Raw genomic sequence first — 22,658 nt, forward strand, 5'->3', positions numbered from 1 at the left:
TCATCGCCTGACCGCTGCCGGGCACCGAGCCGCGCCGCCGCGGCCACGACGAAGGGACCGAGCAGCGCCGTCCTGCTGAGCAGGGGCGCAGCGCCGGTCCCTTCGTCGTGTCCAGGGCGCGGGGGGTCCGCCGGGATCAGGCCGTGAGGCGGCCCGTGCTCCGGGGCATGGCGAGCGTGACCAGCGCGCCGAGGGCCACGATCGCCGCGCCCACGAGTGCCGCCGGGGCCAGCCCGTCCGCGTAGCCCGTCGGCGTCAGCGTGCCGCCCGACGCCGTGAACACCGCGACGAGGACCGCGACGCCCACCGCCCCGCCGATCTCGCGGATCGTGGCGTTGACCGAGCTGGCCGTGCCCTGGTCGTCGGGCATCATGTCCGCCAGGACCGCAGTGGCCGACGGCGCGAAGGTCAGGCCCATGCCGATGCCCGCCAGGGCCAGCCCGGGCACGAGCTCGCCGTACGAGCTCGCTCCCGAGCCGACGGCCAGTCCCTGCCACGCCAGGCCGGCCGCTTGCAGCGCCAGGCCGGTGCTCAGGAGCGGGCGGACGCCGAGCCGCGGCGCGAGCATCCCGGCGACGGGTGCGACGAGCATGGGGGCAGCGGTCCACGGCAGGGTGCGGATGCCGGCCTGCAGGGGCGAGTAGCCCAGCGCGACCTGCAGGTACTGCGAGAGCACGAAGACCGTGCCGAAGACACCCACCGAGAAGGCGAACGCGCTCGCGTTGGCCACGGAGAAGGACCGCACCCGGAACAGGCGCAGCGGCACCAGCGGGTGGTCGGTGCGCGACTCCCGAACCAGGAACGCTGCGACGAGCGCCGCGCCGAGCGCCAGACCGCCGAGCACCCGCGTGGAGGTCCAGCCGTCGTCGTTCCCGCGGATGACGGACCAGACGATGGCCAGCACGCCGAGCCCGGCCAGCGCGAGCCCGGTCAGATCGATGGGCTGGCGGCGCCCGTACGACTCGGGCAGCGCGTACCGCACGAGCGGGACGGCGACGACAGCGACGGGGACGTTGAGCCAGAAGATCGCCTCCCACGAGATCCCCTGCACCACGGCCCCACCGATCACGGGGCCGAGCGCGACACCCAGTCCGGAGACGGCCCCCCAGACGCCGATCGCCATCGCCCTGCGCGCGGGCGGAACCGCCGCGGCCAGCAGCGTGAGGGAGAGCGGCATGATCGCGGCGGCGCCCGCGCCCTGGAGCGCGCGCGCGGCGATCAAGGCCTCGGCGCTGGTGGCCAGCGCGGACGCGATCGAGGCGAGCGCGAAGAGCGTGATGCCGCCGACGAACACGCGACGCCGTCCCCACCGGTCGCCCAGCGTGGAGGCGGCGATCATGAGCGACGCGAAGCTCAGGGTGTAGGCGTTCACCATCCACTGCAGCTGCTCGAGCGAGGCGCTGAGCTCCGTCCGGAGCACCGGCAGGGCGGTGGTCATCACGAGGTTGTCGAGCGTGGCCATGAACATGGGGACCGAGGCGGCGACGAGGGCGACGGCTGTGCCGACCGTGCGCGGCCTGGCCGTCCGCCGCTCGGGGGCGAGGCTCGAGGCCTGCGGGGCGGGCGAGGTGACGGTCACGAGAGTGCTCCCTGCGGCTTGTTGGCATTGAGTGATTACTAACAAGTGCGACCGTAGGCATCGGCTGATAACCTTGTCAACATGTCAGCCGAAACACGTGCGGCCGGTCCCGGCGAAGGAGCCATCGCCAGCCTCAGCGCCTCCGCCGGCCCGTCGGCCGTGTCGCCCGCGTCGCCCGCCGGCGCCACCCGCATGACGGGCGCCGCGCGCCGCGACCAGATCCTGGCCGCCGCCCGCCGGGTGTTCGCCGAGGGGGGCTACGCCGCCAGCACCGACGAGGTCGCCCGCGCGGCGGGCGTCTCGCAGCCCTACGTCGTGCGGCTGTTCGGCTCGAAGCGCGACCTGTTCCTCGCGGCGTACCGGCAGGCGACCGCGGAGATCCTCGCGGCGCTGTCCTCGGTGCCGCCCGGCCCGGACGCCGGCGCACTCATGGGGGACGCGTACGTCGAGCTTCTCGCCGACCGCGACCTGCTGCGCCTGGTGATGCACGGCTTCATCGCGGGCACCGACCCCGAGGTGGGCCGGGAGGCGCGGCACTGCCTGGGGGAGGCGTTCCGGCTGTTCACCGAGCGCAGCGGGGCGGACCCCGACGAGGGGCGCCGGTTCGTCGCGTTCGGCATGCTCATCAACGTGCTCATGGCCACCGACGCCATGGCTCACACCGACGAGGGGCCCGGCATCGAGTCGCTGGTCCGCTGCGTCGTCGAGTCCGTGCAGGAGCGTCGCACCGAATGACGGCGACGAGCAAGACGGCGCAGCACCCGCGCCGGCCCACGGCACCCGACGGCCTCGTGGTGGTCGACAAGCCCCACGGCTGGACCAGCCACGACGTCGTCGCGCGCATGCGGCGCCTGGCGGGCACCAAGAAGGTGGGTCACGCGGGGACGCTGGACCCCATGGCGACGGGCGTCCTGGTGATCGGCATCGGCCGCGCCACGCGCCTGCTCACCTACGTGGTCGGTGCGGACAAGGAGTACCTGGCGACCATCCGGCTCGGCGTCACGACGACCACCGAGGACGCCGAGGGTGAGCTCGTCGCGGTGCGCGACGCGTCGCGCGTGACCCGGGACGCGGTCGTGGTCGCGACGCTGCCGCTCACCGGCGTCATCCGGCAGGTGCCGTCGGCGGTCTCGGCGATCAAGGTGGACGGGCAGCGCGCGTACGCCCGTGTGCGAGCCGGCGAGCAGGTGGAGCTCGCGGCGCGGGAGGTGACGATCGCGGCGCTCGACGTGCTGGACGTGCGCTCGGCGGCCGTCGACGGCACGGCGGTGCTCGACGTCGACGTGCGGGTCGTCTGCTCGTCGGGCACCTACGTGCGCGCCATCGCGCGCGACCTCGGCGAGGCGCTGGGCGTCGGCGGGCACCTCACGGTCCTGCGCCGCACGCGCGTGGGTGGCTACTCCCTGACGGCCGCGAGCACGCTCGACGAGCTCGCCGCCACGCCGGACGACGTGCCGCTGGCGGTGCTGTCGCTGGCGGACGCCGCGAGGGCCACGTTCCCCGTGCGCGAGCTGACCGAGCCCGAGGCGCGCGCGCTGTCGTACGGCCAGGCGATCGTCGCGGACGGTGTCCGGGGCACGACGGCCGCGATCGGGCCGGACGGCACACTGGTGGCTCTCGTTGAGGCGCACGGCCCGCACGCGAAGCCGGCGCTGGTGTTCGCTCCCGCCTGAGCTACGCCGCGCCGAGCGTGCAGTCCAGCCGCAGGCGGTGCGTGCCGTCGTCGTCGACCCAGAGCGCACCGGACCCGGAGATGCCCGCCAGGCCCGCGGTCCCGCTGCCCGGCACGAGCGCGAAGTAGTCGTCGAACCGGTCGGTGCCCCGGGTGGACGCCGCGTGCACGAAGGCGAACGTGCCCGCGTGGCCGCCCACGGTTCCCTCGAAGGACTCGATCGCCAGATAGGTGCCCTCGCCTCGCCCTGGGTCGAAGGCCGACGTGAACAGCGTGGACGAGCGGCCCACCACGTCGCCCGCGAAGGCCTTGCCGAAGGTGGCCGCGCCGGTGCTCACCCCCGTGGCGACCGGGTCCGCCACGGTGAGCTCCACGGGCGTGAACTGCGTGACGGTGAAGGTCGCTTCGAGGTGCATGCCTCGCACGCTAGCCACGGCCACCGACACGACTCGTGCGCAGCTACCCGGCGTCCCCGTCGGCGGATCCGACGAACGCGGCGACCGCGGCGGCCACGGCCTCGGGGTCCGGAGCGTGGTCGCGCCCGGCCACCAGCGTCAGGGAGGCACGGGGGATCGCGGCGGCGAGGGCGTCGGCGGACGCCGCCAGCACGGGCCACGTCTCGTCGGCCCGCAGCACGAGCGTCGGCACGTCGAGCGAGGAGAGGGCCGTCGGATCGGGGTGGCGGTCGGTGACCGCCCAGTCGTAGACGAGGCTGGGAGCGATCGCCTCGAGCGCGGGCCACCACGGCTGCTCGCGCTGCCCCGACAGCGCCTGCGGCGGGAGACCGACCACGCGCGACTGGTAGAGCTCGACGGCCGCGCCGTGCTCGCCGGACGAGACGAGCTCGTCGAGGGTCGTGCCGATGGTCGCGTCGCGCGCGGGCGCACCGGGCACGACCACCGGCGCCTCCAGGACCACCAGCCGCGCGACCGGCACCCCGTCCAGCGCGGCGGCGAGTGCGAGTATGCCGCCCGAGGAGTACCCGAGGAGGGTCACTCCCGGCCCCAGGTCCGACACGAGCGCGCGCACGTCGGCCACCTCGCGCTCCACGGCACCGGCGAGGCCCGGCGTCGCGTCCGTGCTCTCGCCCCGCGCGCGACGGTCCACCGCGACGCCCCGCAGGCCGCGTGCGGCCAGGGCGGACGCGAGGGGGAGAAGTCGGCCGCGGTCGTTCATGGCGCCCGGCAGCAGCAGCACGACAGGGCCGTCGCCGACCTCCTCGACCGCGATCAGCGTGCCGTCGGACGACTCGATGTGCCGCATGGGCTCACCCTAGCCACGGCGGTCCGCCGGCCGCCCGTCGCGTGGCGCGCGGGAAGGCGGCTCGGTCGGCTTCCGACTTGACCGGTATTGCCAGTTTCGTCGGAACCATTCCCTTCGCCCCGGTCCGCTGTTACGTTTCGCTGACAACCGAGCGCTCTCGCTGCACCGTCCCGGGACGTGGGAGCGCTTCCACAGATCCACCTAGGAGACAACGTGGTTTCCTTTCTCCCCGGTCGCCGTCGCGCGACCTGGGCCGGCGTCACGACCGCCGGCCTGACGGCCCTCGCACTCCTCGTGGCGCCGGTCGCCACCGCGAACCCCATCGACACCGTCCACGACTTCGCGGACGGTCCCCAGGGCTGGTACAGCTACGGCGGCGACTCGTCGTCGTCGGTCGAGGACGGCGAGTTCTGCGTTGTCGTCCCCGCCGGCACCACCAACCCCTGGGACGTCGCCGCCCAGCACGACGGGGTCGTCTTCGCAGCAGGGCAGCCCCTGACCGCCTCGTTCACGGCGCATGCGACGGCCGACGTCTCGGTGCCGCTGCGCGCGGGCATCGGCTACCCCGACGACGTCTCGTCGTCCGTCGCGCTCACGTCGGCTCCGACCGCGTACTCCTTCACCTGGACGCCGGGGTTCGCCGGCACCGGCAACACCTCGTTCCAGCTCGGGGCGCAGGCGAGCGACTACACGTTCTGCCTCGACGACTTCAGCATCAGCGGCTCGCAGGAGCTGATCGGCGAGACGACGTTCGCCGGTGACACCCTCCCCGCCGGCTGGTCCCTGCCCGCGTCGTGGGCCGTCACGTCGGCGCCCGGCGACGACCGGTTCTGCGTCGCCGTGCCCGCCTCGGCAGGTCAGTACGACGGGCTGGTCTACAACGGCCTGCCGATCGAGGAGGGCGGCAACTACGCCCTGTCCTTCACGGCCAGCGCGAGCAACGGCGCGACCGTCCGGGCCGTCGTCGGCGAGAACGGCGGCGCGTATCGCACGGCGTACGTCGCGAACCCCGAGCTGACGGCCGAGCTCGCGCCGTACGAGTTCGGGTTCACGTCGTCGCTCACGTTCCCCGCGGACACGGGCGACGTCGGCCAGGTGGCGATCCAGCTGGGCGCGCGGGGCGACTACACGTTCTGCGTGACGTCCGTGTCGCTCAAGAAGACCGCGACGCCGCCACCGCCCTACGCGCCCGACACGCGCAGCCGGGTGCGGGTGAACCAGGTGGGATACCTGCCGCACGGCCCGAAGCAGGCCACCGTGGTGACCGACGCGACCGATCCGGTGGCTTGGGAGCTGCGCAGCGGCGCGGGGACCGTCGTCGCCACCGGCACGGCGACCCCCCGGGGCACCGACCCGACGTCCGGTCTCCCGGTCCAGGTCATCGACTTCGGCGACGTGAGCACGACGGGCGAGGGCTACACCCTCGTGGCCGACGGCGAGACGAGCGACCCGTTCGCCATCGACGCGGGCATCTACCAGCAGCTGCGCTACGACGCCCTCAACTACTTCTACCCGGTGCGCTCGGGCATCGCGATCGACACCCCCGACGACACCTACGACCGGCCGGCAGGGCACGTGAGCGGGCCCGACGGGGCCGTGAACAAGGGCGACCTCGACGTGGCCTGCCTGACGGCGGCGGACGACGGCGCGAGCTGGTCGTACGACACGTGGACGTGCCCCGCCGGGTACGCGCGCGACGTGGTGGGTGGCTGGTACGACGCGGGCGACCACGGCAAGTACGTGGTCAACGGCGGCATCGCCGTGCAGCAGCTCATGAGCACCTACGAGCGCTCGCTGCACGTGCGGGGAGCGACCAAGGGCGCGCTCAAGGACGGCACGATGGACGTGCCGGCCGACGAGAGCCACAACGGGGTGCCCGACGTGCTCGACGAGGCGCGCTGGGAGCTCGAGTTCTTCCTCGCCATGCAGGTGCCGGAGGGCTCGGGCATGACGGTCTCGGCGACGGACCACCGCTCGCTCGACGGTCTGGTGCACCACAAGATCCACGACGTCGGCTGGACCGGGCTCGGGCTGCTGCCCTCGGCCGACCCGCAGGAGCGCCGTCTGCACCGCCCGTCGACGGCCGCGACGTTGAACCTCGCCGCGACGGCCGCCCAGGGCGCGCGCCTGTTCGCCAGGTACGACCCCGCGTTCGCGCACACCCTGCTCGTCGCCGCGAAGCGTGCCTACGCCGCGGCGCAGCGCGTGCCGGACCTCTACGCGCCGGCGAGCGCGGGGAACAACGGTGGCGGTCCGTACGACGACACCGACGTGTCCGACGAGAAGTACTGGGCGGCCGCCGAGCTGTACCTGACCACCGGTGCCCCCACGTACAAGCGCGACGTGGCACGCAGCCCGCACCGCGACGACGACATCTGGACCGAGGGAGGGTTCAGCTGGGGCAGCACCGCGGCGCTCGGCCGCCTCGACCTGTCCACGCTGCCGAACGCGTTCCGGTCGCAGGCTCGGGCGAGCGTCCGCGCGGGCGCCGAGAAGTACCTGGCGTGGCAGTCCGCCCAGCCGTTCGGCACCGCCTATCCCGGCAGCAAGGGCGGGTACGAGTGGGGATCGAACTCCATGGTGGTGAACAACCAGGTGGTGCTCGCCACCGCGTACGACCAGACCAGGGACCCGCGGTTCAGCCAGGCCGTGCTGGAGTCGATGGACTACCTGCTGGGCCGCAACGCGCTGAACAACTCCTACGTGACGGGCTACGGCACGCAGTTCTCGAGCCACCAGCACAGCCGCTGGCTCGTCCCGCCGCCTCCCGGCTCGCTGGCCGGCGGACCCAACTCCCTGCGCGGGACGTGGGACCCGGTGATGCTCGGGCTCTTCCCCGAGTCGAACCCCTGCACGCCGCAGATGTGCTACGTCGACAGCATCGAGGCGTGGTCGGTCAACGAGATCACCGTGAACTGGAACTCGGCGCTCTCCTGGGTGGCGTCGTTCGTCGCCGACCAGGGCGCCGGTGCGCGGGCGGTCGCTCCCGTGGTGACCAGGCAGCCGCAGTCGGTGGCGGGGAAGCCGGGGCACACGGTGCGGCTGACCGCCGCGGCCTCCGGCCTGCCGGCCCCGCGGGTCCAGTGGCAGCGCCGCGCGGCGGGGACGTCGACCTGGAAGGCCGTGCGGGGTGCGACCTCGGGCACCCTCACGGTGCGGGTGACCGGTCACGAGGACGGGGCGGGATACCGCGCGGTCTTCACCAACACCTCGGGCAGCACGACCTCGCAGACCGCGACGGTGAGCGTGCGCACCGGGCCGCCGGTGATCACCTGGCAGCCGTCCGACGTCACGGCGCGCCGCGGGACGGTGGCCGTGCTGAAGGTCGGCTTCCACGCCCACCCGGCGGCCGCCGTGCAGTGGTGGTGGCGCGCCGACGGTGGTTGGACGAAGGTGGCCGGCGCGCACGGGCGCGTGCTGCCCGTGCGGGTCACGGACCACACCGCGGGGGAGTACCGGGCCGTGGTGGCCAACACCGAGGGATCTGCCGCTTCACGGGTGGCGCGGGTCACGGTGCGTCGCTGACGAGCGGGCGCGGCGACGGCGCCCGGCCGCACGGTCGGGAGCCGTCGCCGCGCGCTGCTGGTCGGCACGCGACGGCGCCCGCGGGCTGCCGGTTGCGTCCCATGGGTCCTCAGGTGGCAGGCTTGCGCGTCGGGCCCGTCCTCGGCGGGCCCGTGGACCGGACCGGCCGGCCAGCAGCGAACAAGGAGCAGGCGTGCACCTGTGGCGTGATCTCGCCGACGTTCCCGACGGCTTCGGCCCCTCGGTGGTCACGATCGGCAACTTCGACGGCGTGCACCGTGGCCACGTGGGCGTGCTGCAGCGCATGTGCGCCGACGCGCGGTCGGCAGGGGCCAGTGCGGTCGCCGTGACGTTCACGCCGCACCCGCTGCTCGTGCACCAGCCCGAGACGGCTCCGCCCTTGCTGACGGGCGACGTCGACCGGCTCGAGCTGCTCGAGGCGACGGGACTCGACGCGATCCTGCTGCTGCCGTACTCGCTCGACTTCGCGCGGCAGTCGCCGGAGGAGTTCGTCCGCCGCTACCTCGTCGACGGGCTCGGGGCGCGCGTGGTCGTCGTGGGGCGCGACGTGCGGTTCGGCTGGGAGAACTCCGGCGACCTCGGCACGATGGTCGAGCTGGGCGAGCGGTACGGCTTCTCGGTCGAGGTGATCGAGGACGTCACGCCGACGCAGACGGCCGACCCGGGCAGCGCGGAGGACCACGCCGCCGACCCGCTGCGGCGCCGCTGGTCGTCCACCTGGGTGCGCGAGCTGCTCGAGGCCGGAGACGTCGTCCAGGCCGCCCGCGTGCTCGGCCGCCCGCACCGGCTGCGCGGCGAGGTGGTGCACGGCGACGCCCGGGGCCGCGAGCTCGGCTTCCCCACCGCGAACCTCGGCCAGGACGCCGCGGGCATGGTGCCGGCTGACGGCGTCTACGCCGGCTGGCTGCGCCGGGCCGACGGGACGGTGCTGCCGGCTGCCGTCTCGATCGGCACCAACCCGACGTTCGACGGCGTCCAGCGGCGCGTCGAGGCGTACGTGCTGGACCGCACGGACCTCGACCTGTACGGCGAGGAGGTGCTGCTCGAGCTGGTCGAGCGGCTGCGGCCGACGCTGCGCTTCGACGGCATCGAGGCGCTGGTCACGCAGATGCACGCCGACGTCGAGCGCGTGCGCGAGGTGCTCGCGCCGGCGACGGGAGCCGCGCCCACCGGCGGGTGAAGTCGGCCTCCCGCGTATCACCCACCTGGTCGGCCCTCTCCTGAGCGGCATCGTCCCGCCGCAGCAGTGAGCCACCAGGAGACCCGCCGTGCCGAAGTTCGCGTTCCTCGTCCACCCGCGGGCCGACGTCTCGCAGGACCTCGCCCGGGTCTGGTCGCCGCTCGCCGCCGTGCCCTCCCGCGCGCTCGAGTGGGGCATGCGGCACCTGCCCGTCCCGCCGCTGGCGCTGGGCACGGTGACGCGGCCCGACGAACCGGACGTCGCCGGCTGGATCGTCGTCGTGCCGGTGGGCGCGCGGCAGATGCTGACCGAGGACCGCCGCTGGGTGCTCGGTCGGATCGAGAAGACGGTCGACTTCGCCCAGAACCTCGGCGCCGAGGTGGTCGGGCTGGGTGCCCTCACCGCGCCGGTGACCGGGGGAGGACGGCTGCTGCGCGGGCGCCCGGGGATGACGGTCACCAACGGCAACGCGTTCACCGCCCAGCTCACCGCGCGTGCGGTCCGGAGGCTCGTCGCGGGCATGGACCGCCCGCACGTCGCGGTGCTGGGTGCGACCGGGAGCGTGGGCTCGTGCGTGGTGCGCATGCTCGCCGGCGACCCGGACCTCGACCTCGGCGCCCTGACGCTCGTCGCCCGCCGCCGGCACCGCCTCGCGGAGCTCGCCGCCGGAGCCCGCTCCGCACGCCCGGACGTGGTCGTGCACGAGGCCTGCGAGATCGAGGCCGTGCGCGACGCGGACCTCGTCGTCGTCCTGACCTCCTCCACGGACGCGTTGCTGCGGGCCGAGCACCTCAAGCCGGGAGCGGTGGTGCTCGACGACACGCAGCCGCGGAACACCGACCCCGCGCTCGTGACCCAGCGGCCGGACGTCACGGTCGTGGACGGTGGTCTGGCCGACGTGAGCGGCCTGGACGTGCGAGCCGACATCGGGCTCCCGCCCGGGTACGCCTACGCGTGCCTGTGCGAGACGATGCTCATGGCCTTCGACGGGTGCACGACGCCCGCGGTCGGCGACGCCACGCTCGAGCACGCGCGCCGCATGCAGCGGGCCGCGGACCGCTTCGGCCACCTCGGCTTCGGGCTCGCCGCGCCGCTGTCGTTCGGACGGCCGTCGCCCGAGCTGGACCTGGCTGGGCTGACGTGATCGTCGAGCGTGGACAGCGCCCGGGTGCTGGGCGTCCGGTCGAGGTCGTCGTCCTGGGGGGCGGCTACACCGCGGTGTGGGCCGCCCGTGCGCTCGCGGGCTCGCTGCGCGGGCGGCTGCGACGGGGTTCGGTGCGCGTCACCGTGGTCTCCGCGAGCACGGCCCACGCGTTCCACGGCTGGACGGGGGAGGTGCTCGCGGGACAGGTCCGCGGTGAGCGGGCCAGGACCGCGCTCACGGAGCTGGTACCGCCCAGCTGGCTGGTGCACGGCAGCGCGTCGCACGTCGACCTGACCGAGCGGACCGTGACGGTCCTCACCGACGAGGGGGTGCGCCTGCTGCCGTTCGACCACCTCCTGGTCGCCACCGGTTCGCGCGACGCACGGGAGCGAGTGCCCGGCCTGGCCGAGCACGGCTGGTCGCTCAAGGACGACGGGGGCCTCGACGCCCTGACAGAGCGGCTGGGTGCCGGGTGCGGGCCGGCCGTGGTGGTCGGCGGGGGACTGGCCGGCATCGAGGCCGCCGCCGCGATGGCGCACAGGCTCCGTCGCGACGCGGGCGCCACCGCTCCCGGTGCGACCGTGACGCTGGTGCACGCGGGCCCCGCGGTGCTCGAGGTGCTGCGACCGCGGTTCGACCGTGTCGCGGACTACGCGCTCGACCAGGCCAGGAGCGCGGGGGTCCGGGTCGTCTGCGGGCGCCGGGTCTCGCACGTCGACGCCACGGGCGTGGTGCTCGACGACGGCACGTCGGTCGATGCGGCCACCGTGGTCTCGGCGGTCGGCCAGGTGGTGGTCCCGCTCCCGGGGCTCGACGCGGAACGCGAGCCGGACGGCCGGGTGCGCACGGACCGGTACCTGCGGACCACCGCGCCGGGCGTGTGGGCCGGCGGCGACGTCGCGGCCGTGCCGCACCCGAACGGCTCGGGAACGTGCCCGCCCAACGCGCTGTGGGCCATCAAGGCGGGCACGCGTGCGGGGCGCAACGTCGCGCGCGCGGTCGCGGGGCGGCGCCCGCGCCCCTTCCGCTTCCCCGGTCTGGGCCAGGCGGCGAGCCTCGGGATCGGCCGGGGCGCGGCGGAGCTGTGGGGCATGCAGCTGACCGGGTGGGTGGCCTGGCTGACGCGGTGGGCGTTCTTCCACGCGTTCATGCCCTCACGCCGCGTCGCGCTCGCCGCGATGGGAGACTGGGTGGCGGTCGCCGCGGGGCGCCGACCCGGCGGCCGATGTCCGGGCCCAGGGCGATCCCTGGTACCCTTGACGCTGCCGTCTGAACGGCCGCGGACAGAGAGAGCCCGGGTGGACAAGCCCCGGAGCACCGCGCAACGAGTCACACAGGAGAGCCGTGCCCCTCGACAACGCCATCAAGGCGACCATCATGACCGAGTACGCCACGCACGAGGGCGACACCGGTTCCCCCGAGGTCCAGATCGCGGTGCTCACGCAGCGCATCAAGGACCTGACCGAGCACCTCAAGGAGCACAAGCACGACCACCACAGCCGCCGCGGTCTGCTGCTGCTCGTCGGTCGTCGTCGTCGCCTCCTGGGCTACCTGCAGAAGGTCGACATCAACCGCTACCGGGCGCTGATCGAGCGCCTCGGCCTGCGCCGCTGAACCACCGGACCAGCCCGGACCCGTCGGAGGGTCCGGGCTGGTCTGATGTTCCCGTAGTTCCCGCAGTACAGCAGTACCAGCACGATCCACCGCGTCGGCCCGCTCGTCTGGTCCTCGGTAGTGGCTTCCGGAACCGTGGTTCCGGAGACCACGGTCGAAGACCGTCGAGGCCGGCCGGCGCCTTCGAGAACAAGGAGGGCACCCGTGGAGGGTCCCGAGATCCAGTTCGCCGAGGCCGTCATCGACAACGGTCGCTTCGGCACCCGCACCATCCGCTTCGAGACGGGCCGCCTCGCCAAGCAGGCCGCCGGCTCCGCCGCCGCCTACCTGGACGGCGACACCATGCTGCTGTCGGCCACCACGGCCGGCAAGCACCCGAAGGACCACTTCGACTTCTTCCCGCTGACGATCGACGTCGAGGAGCGGCAGTACGCCGCGGGCAAGATCCCCGGCTCGTTCTTCCGCCGTGAGGGTCGCCCCTCGACCGAGGCGATCCTCGCCTGCCGGCTCGTCGACCGCCCGCTGCGCCCCCTGTTCGTCAAGGGTCTGCGCAACGAGGTGCAGGTCGTCGTCACGGTGCTGGCCATCCACCCGGACGACGCGTACGACGTGCTCGCCATCAACGCCGCGTCGATCTCGACGCAGCTGTCCGGCCTGCCGTTCTCCGGCCCGGTCGCCGGTGTCCGCATCGCGCTGATCGACGGCCAGTGGGTCGCCTTCCCGCGCTACTCCGAGCGTGAGCGCGCGACGTTCGACATGGTCGTCGCCGGTCGCGTGGTCGGTGACGACGTGGCGATCGCGATGATCGAGGCCGAGGCTCCCGAGAAGTCGTGGAACCTGATCCAGGAGGGCGCCACCGCGCCCACCGAGGAGATCGTCGCGCAGGGCCTCGAGGCCGCCAAGCCGTTCATCAAGGTGCTCGTCGAGGCCCAGCAGGAGCTGGCGTCGAAGGCCGCCAAGGAGACGCAGGCGTTCCCGACGTTCCCGGACTACCAGGACGACACCTACGCCGCCGTCGAGGCCGCCTCGACCGGCCCGCTCGGCGAGGCGCTCAGCATCGCGGACAAGCAGACCCGCGAGAACCGCCTCGACGAGATCAAGGCCGAGGTCGTCGAGCAGCTCTCCGCGCAGTTCGAGGGTCGCGAGAAGGAGCTCTCCGCCGCGTACCGCTCGGTGCAGAAGAAGCTCATCCGCCAGCGCATCCTCACGGACGGCTTCCGCATCGACGGCCGTGGCCTGCGCGACATCCGCACGCTCTCGGCCGAGGTCGAGGTCCTGCCCCGCGTGCACGGCTCGGCGATCTTCGAGCGCGGCGAGACCCAGATCCTGGGTGTCACCACGCTGAACATGCTGCGCATGGAGCAGCAGCTCGACACGCTCTCCCCGGAGACGCGCAAGCGCTACATGCACAACTACAACTTCCCGCCGTACTCGACCGGTGAGACGGGCCGCGTGGGCTCGCCCAAGCGCCGCGAGATCGGTCACGGCGCGCTGGCCGAGCGGGCGCTCATGCCCGTGCTGCCGAGCCGCGAGGAGTTCCCGTACGCCATCCGCCAGGTCTCCGAGGCGCTGAGCTCCAACGGCTCGACCTCGATGGGCTCGGTCTGCGCGTCGACGCTGTCGCTGCTCAACGCCGGTGTGCCGCTGCGCGCGCCGGTCGCGGGCATCGCGATGGGCCTCGTGTCCGACACGGTCGACGGCGAGACGCGGTACGCCGCGCTCACCGACATCCTGGGCGCCGAGGACGCGTTCGGCGACATGGACTTCAAGGTCGCCGGTACCCGGGAGTTCGTCACGGCGATCCAGCTCGACACCAAGCTCGAGGGCATCCCCGCCTCGGTGCTGGGCGGCGCGCTGACGCAGGCCAAGGAGGCGCGCCTCGCGATCCTCGACGTCATCGCCGAGGCGATCGACGTCCCGGACGAGATGAGCCCCTTCGCTCCGCGCGTCATCACGGTGAAGGTGCCGGTCGACAAGATCGGCGAGGTCATCGGGCCCAAGGGCAAGATGATCAACCAGATCCAGGAGGAGACCGGCGCCGACATCTCGATCGAGGACGACGGCACGGTCTACATCGGCGCCACCGACGGTCCGTCGGCGGAGGCCGCGCGGGCGGCGATCAACGCGATCGCGAACCCGCACATGCCCGAGATCGGGGAGCGCTTCGTCGGCACGGTCGTCAAGACCACCACGTTCGGTGCGTTCATCTCCCTGAGCCCGGGCAAGGACGGTCTGCTGCACATCTCGCAGATCCGTCGCCTCGTGGGCGGCAAGCGCGTCGAGAACGTCGAGGACGTCCTGTCCGTCGGGCAGAAGGTCCAGGTCGAGATCGGCGAGATCGACCCGCGCGGCAAGCTGTCGCTGCACGCCGTCGTCGAGGACGACGCAGCGGACGGTGCGCCCGCCGAGGGTGCTGCCGCGTCGGTCGACGCCTGACGATGCCGCTGGATCTCCCGCTGGTCGGCCCCGGCACGTCTGGGGCCGACCGGTCCGCCGAGCAGGACGGCGGCGCCCTCGTGCGCCGTTCCGTCCTGCCCGGCGGGGTCCGCGTGCTCACCGAGCACATGCCCGGTCTGCGCTCGGCCACGGTGGGCGCGTGGGTCGGTGTCGGCTCGCGCGACGAGGAGTCGGGACACCACGGCTCGACGCACTTCCTCGAGCACCTGCTGTTCAAGGGCACCGAGAAGCGCACCGCGATGGACATCGCGGAGGCCTTCGACGAGGTCGGTGGTGAGGCGAACGCCGCCACCGGCAAGGAGCACACCTGCTACTACGCGCGGGTGCTCGACACGGACCTGCCGATGGCGGTCGACGTCATCGCCGACATGGTCACGTCCGCGCGCCTGGAGGCCGACGAGCTCGAGACCGAGCGCGGCGTGATCCTCGAAGAGCTCGCGATGAACGACGACGACCCGAGCGACGTCGCGCACGAGCAGTTCGCCGCCCTGGTGCTCGGTGAGCACCCGCTGGGCCGGCCCATCGGCGGCACGCCCGAGACCATCCGCGCGGTGCCGCGCGACGCCGTCTGGGAGCACTACCGCTGGCACTACCAGCCCGCGACGCTCGTGGTCAGCGCGGCCGGCGGCGTCGACCACGACACGCTGGTCGCCCAGGTGGGCGACGCGCTGTCCGCCGGTGGCTGGGACCTGACGGGCGGCTCGCCGCGTGGCCGGCGCCTCGCCGCCCTGGGCGTCCCCGCCGGGACCGACGGCATCCCCGCGGTCGGCGTGGAGAAGACGATCCGCCGGCACACCGAGCAGGCCAACGTGATCGTCGGCGGCACGTCCCTGACGGCCACGGACCCGCGCCGGTTCACGCTGTCCGTGCTCAACGCGGTGCTGGGCGGCGGCATGTCGTCGCGGCTGTTCCAGGAGATCCGCGAGAAGCGCGGTCTGGCCTACTCCACCTACTCGTTCTCGTCGGGGCACTCGGACACCGGCGTGTTCGGGCTGTACGCGGGCTGCACGCCGGCACGCGTCGACGAGGTGCTGGCGCTCATGATCGCGGAGCTCGAGCGGCTCGCGGACGCCCCGATCACCCCGGCCGAGCTGACGCGCTCCATCGGCCAGCTGTCCGGTGGCCTGGTCCTGGGCATGGAGGACACGGGTTCGCGCATGAGCCGCCTCGGCAAGGCCGAGCTGGTGCACGGCGAGCTGCTCAGCATCGACGAGTCGCTCGAGCTCGTCCAGGCGGTCACGGCGGCCGACGTGCAGGAGCTGGCCGCCGAGCTGGCGGCCCGCCCGCGCTCGGTGATCCGGGTGGGCCCGTTCGGGGACTGAGCCCCGCCGCCGCCGTCGGGCTCGCCCCTGCCGCGCGGGGGTGAACCGCGAGAGGATGGCGGCATGGCCGTCGACCAGCGTCAGTACTCGCGGTGGGACGTCGTGGTGCCCGGGATCGTCGAGCACGCCTGGGCGACCCGGCACGACGCGCCGAGCGTGGAGATCCTGCTGCCCGACGGGCGCGGTCTGGCTCAGCTCGTCGTGGGAGAGCCCGCGCAGCTGGTCGACGTGACGACGGGCGTCCGGCGCGCCGAGGAGAGCGGGGTGCGCGGCCTGCTCACGCGGCCGCTCGTGCGGATCGCGCAGGGCCCGGCCGTCCGGGTGGGGCTGCAGCTGCACCCGATGGCGCTCGGCGCGCTCGGAGCGGGCGCGCTCGTCGACGCCTGGGTACCGGCCGAGCTCGTGGCGGACGCGGAGCTCGTGACCGCGTCGGCCTCTGCGCTGGACGCCGGTGACGGCGAGGGCGCCGCGCGCCGCCTCGCCGGGGCCCTGGCGGCGCGCAGGCAGCCCGACCAGCCGGAGGCCGAGCGCTTCCGGGAGGTGCTGCGTCACGTCGACGCGACGCACGGCGCGGTGAGCGCGCCGGAGCTCGCCAGGTTCGCGCAGACCACCGTGAGCGACCTGTACCGGTGGTCGGTGCGGTACCTCGGCGTCGAGCCGACGCTCTACGTCGGTGCCGTCCGGTTCTCGGTGTTCGTGCGGCGCGCGGTGGGCCCGGGCGTCGTCCGGCCCGATGCGGTGCTGAGGGCGCTGCGCTGGTACGCCGAGGGCGGCTACTCCTCGCGCGAGGTCGAGCGGACCACCGGGATGTCCGCGGTCGACCTGCGCCTGGTCGAGGAGCGGATCGCGTCGTTGGTGACGCGCGCGAGCGTCTAGGGTCGGTGCCCGTGAGCGCACGCATCAAGGTGGCCGTCCTGGGGGCGGCCGGTCGCATGGGATCCACCGTCGTCCGAGCCGTCGAGGGCGCGGACGACCTCGAGCTGGTCGCTGCCCTCGATTCGGGCGACGACCTGTCCGCCGCGGCGTCGGCGGACGTCGCGATCGACTTCACGGTCCCCGCCGTGACGGAGACCAACGTGCACGCCCTGATCGACGCGGGCGTCCACGTGGTGGTCGGCACCACCGGGTGGGACGACGCGTCGAAGGCGCGCGTGCGCGACCACCTCGCGGACCGGCCCGGCGTCGGCGTGCTGATCGCCCCGAACTTCGCTCTCGGAGCGGTGCTCGCGATGGCGTTCGCCGCGCGTGCCGCCGCCTGGTTCGAGTCGGTCGAGGTCGTCGAGCTGCACCACCCCGACAAGGTCGACGCCCCCTCGGGCACGGCCACCCACACGGCCGCTGCGATCGCGGCCGCGCGGGCCGCCGCCGGCGTGGGCCCCAGCCCGGACGCGACCACGCAGGAGCTTCCCGGGGCCCGTGGCGCGGACGTCGACGGCGTGCGCGTGCACGCCGTGCGGCTGCGGGGGCTCGTCGCGCACGAGGAGCTCCCCGCTGCGCTCGCGCAGGCACGCGATCGCCTGCGGGGGAACCTGGATCCCGATCGTCCCCCGGAGGTCCACGACGCCGCACGACGGCAGGGGCGCGCGGGCGGTGAGCCACAGGGGCTTCACGACACCATCGGGGTTCGGGATGTCGGGCACCGCCCGTCGCGTGCCGGTCGCCGACGGCATCGTCGACGTGTCAGCGCCGTCGGTGCACGCGGCCATGGTCAGCGTCGCGATCGTGGCGAGGACGATCGCCGCGACTCCCGCACGCGTCCGTGCCATGCGGTGCGCTCCTCACGCTGTGCCGTGACGTGCAGACGCCCGATAATGGCACCAGCGCCGGGACGCCGAAAGCCCCCGCCTCGTCGTCGTTGACGGGGCGGGGGCCTCCTGGTGGCGGGAGAGGTCAGACGACCTTCGCGGTGCGGTTGCGCTGCGAGAGGATCGCGGCGCGCTCGTCCTCGGAGAGGCCGCCCCACACGCCGTACGGCTCGCGGACCTGCAGCGACTGCTCGCGGCACTCCTTGATGACCGGGCACGTGGCGCAGATCGCCTTGGCCGCCTCGGCGCGGCGCCGGCGGGCCGAGCCGCGCTCGCCCTCGGGGTGGAAGAAGAGGTCCTGGTCGGCGTCGCGGCAGGCGCCGTCGAACTGCCACTCCCACAGGTCCATCACCGGTCCGGGCAAGCGCGAGATCTCGGCCATGTGGTCCTCCAAGGCTGGGGCACCTCCGCTGGCGGCGGTGCCTGCTGGTCGACGGCCGCGCGATCTGCGGGGCCCTCTGGTGCGTCGTGGGTGCCGCCCGGGGGCGACGAATCGAAACACTACAACCGCGCCAGAAGTTGTTCAAGGCCCGTTCGCGATTGAAGTTGCGTGAATCGATCGGTCGTGGGTGAAGTGCGCCTATCCCTGGCGTCGTGCGGCCACGCAGCGATCGTCCTGGCAGAATCGCGCCATGGTCGATCGTGACGACGCTGAGGCGCCGCGCCCCGATGGCGCGATCGTGGCGCGGTTCGACGCGACCGCCGAGCCGGCCGCCGACGGCCCCGCACTCGCGGTGGCGGCGGTGGCTCGACGGCTCGGTGTCGCCCCGGCGACCTTGCGCACGTGGGACCGCCGGTACGGGCTGGGTCCCAGCGAGCACTCGGCGGGAGCGCACCGCAGGTACTCGCCGGCGGACGTCGAGCGTCTGCTCGTCATGCGGCGCCTCACCCTGGACGGCGTGGCGCCGGGCGACGCGGCCCGTCTCGCGCTCTCCCCGCAGGGTCAGACCGGGGCCCGCGCAGGCGCGCCCGTCGTGGCCACGCCGACCATGCTCGTCGACGCGGTCCTCGTGGACGACCGCGTCACGTGCGCCCGGCTGCTCGCGCTCGACCCGCAGGGTGACGTCGCGCAGTGGTGGACGACGCTCGTGGAGCCGGCGCTGGCCGACCTCGCCCGCCGCACGGTGGTGGATCGTCCGGGTCTCGACGCGGTGCGCGTGCTCGAGGGGTGCGCGCTCGAGGCGCTGCGGGACCGCCTGACCGAGCTCCCGTCGCGGTCGGCCCCCGTGGTGCTGCTGCTGGTGCCCACCGGGGTCGCCCGACCTCTGGTCTCCCACGTCGTCGCGGCGGCGCTCGCCGCGGACGGGGTCGACGCGCGGCTCGTCGGCGGCCCGGCCGGTCCGCGCCAGACCGCCGAGCTCGTGGTCATGACGCGACCGCGCGCCGTGGTGACGGTCGCGCCGCACCACGACCCCGATCTGTCGCTGGTCGGACGCCTCGCGGAGGAACATCCCCACGTGCCCCAGTTCGTGATGGTTGCGGAGAACGTGCGGGCCGAGGTGCCCGTCGGGCCGTCCGTGCAGCGCGCGCGGACGTTCCCCGGGCTGGTCCACGAGGTGCTCGCCGTGGCGGCCCCCTGACATACCGCCCATAGGGCCTGCGAACCGGCGTCGTCAAGACCTCACCCCCAGAAGTTTTGCTCTCACGGCTAACGTCGGCATGCTGGCGGGCCGATAGCCAACGAAACGCCTGGCCTGGCGGCCAGGTACCGATCCGACGGGGCGATCCGACGGAGCTCAGCAGGGAGGGGAGGGCGCGTGGCCGGAGTCGTGGTGTGTCACGGCTCGACGGTCGTGCGCGAGAGGCTCGTCGTGACGTCCATCGGAGTCCCGACGCTGAGCCCCGTGCGTGCCGCCGCGAGCGTCGACGAGCTGCTGGCGCACGCCCGCCGCATCCCGCCCACCATTGTCCTGCTCGACGCGCACATCCCCGCACCGGGCGCCAACGAGGCGATCCGTCGTCTGCGCGCGGTCGCGCCGCAGGCCGCCGTCGTGCTGCTGGCCGCGTCCGACGACACCGTCGCCCTCGACCGCGCGCTCGCGCTCGGTGCCCGGGGCTTCCTCGCGCCCGACGTCGGCCGGCCGGAGCTCTCCGCGGTCGCCGCCCACGTCCTGGCCAGCCCGCTGCTGCCCGCCGGGGCCCGGCCTGTGCGGGAGGTCCCGCACCCTGCGGTTCCGCCGCTCGCCGACTCGGCTCCGAGCACCCCGCCGACGGCTGCGGAGCCGAGCGCCGTGGTGCTCACGAAGCGCGAGATCGAGGTCCTGGTCGGCATGAGCAACGGCCGGTCCAACGCCCAGATCGGGCAGGAGCTGTTCCTGTCCGAGGACACGGTCAAGACCCACGCGCGTCGGCTGTTCCGCAAGCTCGGGGCGTCCGACCGGGCCCAGGCCGTGGCGATCGGCCTGCGTGGCGGTCTCATCCGCTGACCGGCCGCTGCGGCGCACCCTTCGCCGCCCTTCGGGCGGCGGCACGGTAGCCGCGCGCGCCCCGCGAGACGCCTGTCCGACGAGGGCCGTCGGCGACGTATCCTGACCCGATGACGGAGCTGGTGCACAACCCGTTCGCCCTCACGGGACTCACCTACGACGACGTCCTCCTCCTGCCGGGAGAGACGGACGTCATCCCCAGCGAGGTGGACACCACCTCGCGCCTGACCCGAGAGATCAGCGTGCGCGTGCCGCTGCTCAGCGCGGCGATGGACACGGTCACCGAGTCGCGCATGGCCATCGCGATGGCACGCCAGGGCGGCATCGGCATCCTGCACCGCAACCTGTCCATCGAGGATCAGGCGCACCAGGTGGACCTGGTCAAGCGCTCCGAGTCCGGCATGGTGACCGACCCCGTCACGGTCTCGCCGGACGCGACCCTCGCCGAGCTGGACCGGCTGTGCGGGACCTACCGCGTCTCCGGTCTCCCGGTCGTCGACGACGACGGCCTGCTGCTGGGCATCATCACCAACCGCGACCTGCGCTTCGTTCCGCCGGGGGAGTTCGACTCGCTCCGCGTGCGCGAGATCATGACGGCGATGCCGCTCGTCACGGCACCGGTCGGGATCACGCGCGACGACGCCGCCGCGCTGCTGGCCAAGCACAAGATCGAGAAGCTTCCCCTGGTGGACGAGCTGGGCACCCTGCGCGGCCTCATCACCGTCAAGGACTTCGTGAAGTCCGAGCAGTACCCGGACGCCACCAAGGACGGCGAGGGCAGGCTCGTGGTCGGCGCGGCCGTCGGCTTCTTCGGCGACGCGTGGGACCGCGTGACGGCGCTCGTCGAGGCCGGTGTGGACGTCCTCGTGGTGGACACCGCCAACGGTCACGCCCGCCTCATGCTCGACATGGTGCGCCGTATCAAGAGCGATCCCGGCACCAAGCACGTGCAGGTCATCGGCGGCAACATCGCGACGCGCGACGGGTCGCAGGCGCTGGTCGACGCGGGTGTCGACGCCGTCAAGGTGGGTGTCGGACCCGGCTCGATCTGCACCACGCGCGTCGTCGCGGGCGTCGGCGTCCCGCAGATCACCGCGATCTACGAGGCGTCCCTCGCCGCGAAGCCGGCGGGCGTGCCCGTGATCGGCGACGGCGGGCTCCAGTACTCGGGCGACATCGCCAAGGCCCTCGTGGCGGGCGCGGACACCGTGATGCTCGGCGGCCTGCTCGCCGGCTGCGACGAGTCGCCCGGCGACCTCGTGTTCGTCAACGGCAAGCAGTTCAAGCGCTACCGCGGCATGGCCTCGCTCGGGGCCATGCAGTCGCGCGGTGACCGACGCTCCTACTCCAAGGACCGGTACTTCCAGGGCGACCTGTCGGACGACGAGATCATCACCGAGGGCATCGAGGGCCAGGTGCCCTACCGCGGCCCGCTCGCGGCGGTCGCCCACCAGCTGATCGGCGGCCTGCACCAGTCGATGTTCTACGTGGGAGCGCGCACCGTCCCGCAGCTGCAGGAGCGTGGCAAGTTCATCCGGATCACCCCGGCGGGCCTCAAGGAGTCGCACCCGCACGACGTGCAGATGGTCTCCGAGGCGCCGAACTACTCGGGGCGCTGACCAGCCCGAGCCGGTCCGGCGGGCACCTGGGTGCCCGCCCGTGTGCCCGCCCGCATGCTCACCAGAGCGTGCCGACGGGCTCCCTGACCGGCCAGTGGTCCTGCGCGCCCGGTCCCTCGAGGCCCTTGCTCGTGCGCCACGCGTTGAAGCCCTCCGCCCACGCGCGGTGCGCGGTGACCTGGTAGCTGTGCAGCTGGTCGAGGTCGAGCTCGGCCAGGTGCGGGAACCGCCCGACGATGCGCTCCAGCACGTCCAGGGTGGCGACGACGTCGACGTCCGCGTTGTGCAGGTCGCCGTACTCCGCGACCTCGTAGTACCCGCACAGGTCCACCAGCTTGCGCTTGCCCTGCCGGAAGCGGTCCTCGGCGCGGTCGAGCACCAGCGGGTCGATGACGGGGCGAGGATCGCTGCACAGCCGGTCCGGGATGGTGCGCAGGCGGTGCCGGCGCAGCTCGGCGTCCAGCAGGCACAGGTCGAACGCGGCGTTGTAGGCGACCACCGGGACGCCGCCACGCATGGCCTCCGCGATGAGCGCGGCGATCTCGTCGAGCGCCTCCTTGGGCTTGCGCCCGTGCTGCCGCGCGTGCTCGGTGCTCACGCCGTGGATCGCGGCGGCGGCCTCCGGGATCGGGATGCCGGGATCGATGAGCCAGGTGCGCACGTGGGTGCCGCTCGCGTCCCGGCGCACGAGTGCCGCGGTCACGATGCGGTCGGAGTCGACGTCCACGCCCGTGGTCTCGGTGTCGAAACCGAGCAGGGGGCCGGCGCTCCAGGTCATGTGCCACGTCCTTCGTCGTGCTCGCGGTGCGAAATCACACCGCTGTCGTTCGTGGCCAGGATCGCACCGGCCACCGACACGGCGTGGGACCCATCCCGCGCGCCGCGCCACGACCGGCGCCACGGACCCATACCCACGCACACCTCAGTTGCCGACCGCGGGCCACGCACTCCCCGCCGACCGCGGGTCGTGCGCCCCGAGCGCGGGTGGCGCGCGACGCGCGCTCGCGTCGTCCGGCCCGCGGTCGGCGAAC

17 protein-coding genes and 2 pseudogenes are annotated in these 22,658 nt (G+C 73.6%); 14 read left to right on the forward strand and 5 right to left on the reverse strand.

What is annotated here, in order from left to right; genetic code table 11:
- Positions 1-136: 136 nt before the first annotated feature.
- Complete coding sequence (locus QRT05_RS15410) at positions 137-1,579, reverse strand: MFS transporter (protein ID WP_289448224.1); 1,443 nt, start codon at positions 1,577-1,579, stop codon at positions 137-139.
- Positions 1,580-1,660: 81 nt separating this feature from the next.
- Here QRT05_RS15410 and QRT05_RS15415 point away from each other — a divergent pair, with 81 nt between their 5' ends.
- Together QRT05_RS15415 and truB are read left to right on the forward strand one after the other, a co-directional pair.
- Positions 1,661-2,314 carry a TetR/AcrR family transcriptional regulator gene (locus QRT05_RS15415; RefSeq protein WP_289448225.1) on the forward strand — a complete coding sequence of 218 codons (654 nt, stop codon included), beginning with the start codon at positions 1,661-1,663 and terminating at the stop codon, positions 2,312-2,314.
- Positions 2,311-3,252: a tRNA pseudouridine(55) synthase TruB gene (gene truB / locus QRT05_RS15420; protein ID WP_289448226.1), complete on the forward strand. Its 942-nt coding sequence runs from the start codon at positions 2,311-2,313 to the stop codon at positions 3,250-3,252. Before QRT05_RS15415 ends, truB begins: the two co-directional genes overlap by 4 nt.
- 1 nt (position 3,253) lies before the next feature.
- Here the strand turns inward: truB and QRT05_RS15425 are convergent, their stop codons facing one another.
- Together QRT05_RS15425 and QRT05_RS15430 are read right to left on the reverse strand one after the other, a co-directional pair.
- Positions 3,254-3,667 (reverse strand): DUF3224 domain-containing protein, encoded by a 414-nt coding sequence (locus QRT05_RS15425; RefSeq protein ID WP_289448227.1) that lies wholly within the window; start codon positions 3,665-3,667, stop codon positions 3,254-3,256.
- A gap of 43 nt (positions 3,668-3,710) precedes the next feature.
- Entirely contained in the window at positions 3,711-4,514 is an 804-nt protein-coding gene (locus tag QRT05_RS15430; protein ID WP_289448228.1) for an alpha/beta fold hydrolase, read from the reverse strand.
- Between the two features lie 213 nt (positions 4,515-4,727).
- Between QRT05_RS15430 and QRT05_RS15435 the strand changes: the two genes are divergently transcribed.
- The 9 genes and pseudogenes from QRT05_RS15435 to dapB form a co-directional block, all read left to right on the forward strand.
- The gene (locus QRT05_RS15435; protein WP_289448229.1) at positions 4,728-8,039 is read left to right on the forward strand and encodes a glycoside hydrolase family 9 protein; all 3,312 of its coding nucleotides are present in this window, start codon (positions 4,728-4,730) and stop codon (positions 8,037-8,039) included.
- Positions 8,040-8,232: 193 nt separating this feature from the next.
- Entirely contained in the window at positions 8,233-9,240 is a 1,008-nt protein-coding gene (locus QRT05_RS15440; protein ID WP_289448230.1) for a bifunctional riboflavin kinase/FAD synthetase, read from the forward strand.
- 88 nt (positions 9,241-9,328) lie between these two features.
- Entirely contained in the window at positions 9,329-10,384 is a 1,056-nt protein-coding gene (locus QRT05_RS15445; RefSeq protein WP_289448231.1) for a semialdehyde dehydrogenase, read from the forward strand.
- Positions 10,385-10,458: 74 nt separating this feature from the next.
- Positions 10,459-11,238, forward strand: a pseudogene (locus tag QRT05_RS15565) (FAD-dependent oxidoreductase); the annotation flags it as partial.
- Positions 11,239-11,728: 490 nt separating this feature from the next.
- Complete coding sequence (gene rpsO / locus QRT05_RS15455; protein ID WP_118766485.1) at positions 11,729-11,998, forward strand: 30S ribosomal protein S15; 270 nt, start codon at positions 11,729-11,731, stop codon at positions 11,996-11,998.
- A 204-nt stretch (positions 11,999-12,202) separates the two neighbouring features.
- Positions 12,203-14,434: a polyribonucleotide nucleotidyltransferase gene (locus QRT05_RS15460; protein WP_289448233.1), complete on the forward strand. Its 2,232-nt coding sequence runs from the start codon at positions 12,203-12,205 to the stop codon at positions 14,432-14,434.
- Between the two features lie 2 nt (positions 14,435-14,436).
- Positions 14,437-15,777 (forward strand): M16 family metallopeptidase, encoded by a 1,341-nt coding sequence (locus QRT05_RS15465; protein WP_289448234.1) that lies wholly within the window; start codon positions 14,437-14,439, stop codon positions 15,775-15,777.
- Positions 15,778-15,840: 63 nt separating this feature from the next.
- Positions 15,841-16,653 (forward strand): hypothetical protein, encoded by an 813-nt coding sequence (locus QRT05_RS15470; protein ID WP_289448236.1) that lies wholly within the window; start codon positions 15,841-15,843, stop codon positions 16,651-16,653.
- Positions 16,654-16,664: 11 nt separating this feature from the next.
- Positions 16,665-17,264 (forward strand): annotated as a pseudogene (gene dapB / locus QRT05_RS15475) (4-hydroxy-tetrahydrodipicolinate reductase); the annotation flags it as partial.
- A gap of 403 nt (positions 17,265-17,667) precedes the next feature.
- Here dapB and QRT05_RS15480 read toward each other — a convergent pair.
- The gene (locus QRT05_RS15480) at positions 17,668-17,964 is read right to left on the reverse strand and encodes a WhiB family transcriptional regulator (protein WP_289448237.1); all 297 of its coding nucleotides are present in this window, start codon (positions 17,962-17,964) and stop codon (positions 17,668-17,670) included.
- A gap of 250 nt (positions 17,965-18,214) precedes the next feature.
- Here QRT05_RS15480 and QRT05_RS15485 point away from each other — a divergent pair, with 250 nt between their 5' ends.
- The 3 genes from QRT05_RS15485 (at position 18,215) to guaB (ending at position 21,627) form a co-directional block, all read left to right on the forward strand.
- The gene (locus tag QRT05_RS15485) at positions 18,215-19,162 is read left to right on the forward strand and encodes a MerR family transcriptional regulator (protein ID WP_289448238.1); all 948 of its coding nucleotides are present in this window, start codon (positions 18,215-18,217) and stop codon (positions 19,160-19,162) included.
- A 177-nt stretch (positions 19,163-19,339) separates the two neighbouring features.
- Positions 19,340-20,008 carry a response regulator transcription factor gene (locus QRT05_RS15490; RefSeq protein ID WP_289448239.1) on the forward strand — a complete coding sequence of 223 codons (669 nt, stop codon included), beginning with the start codon at positions 19,340-19,342 and terminating at the stop codon, positions 20,006-20,008.
- Positions 20,009-20,118: 110 nt separating this feature from the next.
- Positions 20,119-21,627 carry an IMP dehydrogenase gene (gene guaB / locus QRT05_RS15495; protein WP_289448240.1) on the forward strand — a complete coding sequence of 503 codons (1,509 nt, stop codon included), beginning with the start codon at positions 20,119-20,121 and terminating at the stop codon, positions 21,625-21,627.
- Positions 21,628-21,685: 58 nt separating this feature from the next.
- Here guaB and QRT05_RS15500 read toward each other — a convergent pair whose 3' ends face one another.
- Positions 21,686-22,405: an exonuclease domain-containing protein gene (locus QRT05_RS15500; RefSeq protein WP_289448241.1), complete on the reverse strand. Its 720-nt coding sequence runs from the start codon at positions 22,403-22,405 to the stop codon at positions 21,686-21,688.
- Positions 22,406-22,658 lie beyond the last annotated feature (253 nt).

It is taken from the genome of Cellulomonas edaphi, from assembly GCF_030362815.1.
Taxonomy (GTDB): Bacteria; Actinomycetota; Actinomycetes; order Actinomycetales; family Cellulomonadaceae; genus Cellulomonas; species Cellulomonas edaphi.

Coding starts and splice junctions, on each gene's coding strand:
- QRT05_RS15415 (WP_289448225.1), top strand. CDS start 1,661: ATGTCAGCCGAAACACGTGCGGCCGGTCCCGGCGAAGGAGCCATCGCC.
- truB (WP_289448226.1), top strand. CDS start 2,311: ATGACGGCGACGAGCAAGACGGCGCAGCACCCGCGCCGGCCCACGGCA.
- QRT05_RS15425 (WP_289448227.1), bottom strand. CDS start 3,667: ATGCACCTCGAAGCGACCTTCACCGTCACGCAGTTCACGCCCGTGGAG.
- QRT05_RS15430 (WP_289448228.1), bottom strand. CDS start 4,514: ATGCGGCACATCGAGTCGTCCGACGGCACGCTGATCGCGGTCGAGGAG.
- QRT05_RS15465 (WP_289448234.1), top strand. CDS start 14,437: ATGCCGCTGGATCTCCCGCTGGTCGGCCCCGGCACGTCTGGGGCCGAC.
- QRT05_RS15470 (WP_289448236.1), top strand. CDS start 15,841: ATGGCCGTCGACCAGCGTCAGTACTCGCGGTGGGACGTCGTGGTGCCC.
- QRT05_RS15480 (WP_289448237.1), bottom strand. CDS start 17,964: ATGGCCGAGATCTCGCGCTTGCCCGGACCGGTGATGGACCTGTGGGAG.
- QRT05_RS15485 (WP_289448238.1), top strand. CDS start 18,215: ATGGTCGATCGTGACGACGCTGAGGCGCCGCGCCCCGATGGCGCGATC.
- guaB (WP_289448240.1), top strand. CDS start 20,119: ATGACGGAGCTGGTGCACAACCCGTTCGCCCTCACGGGACTCACCTAC.
- QRT05_RS15500 (WP_289448241.1), bottom strand. CDS start 22,405: ATGACCTGGAGCGCCGGCCCCCTGCTCGGTTTCGACACCGAGACCACG.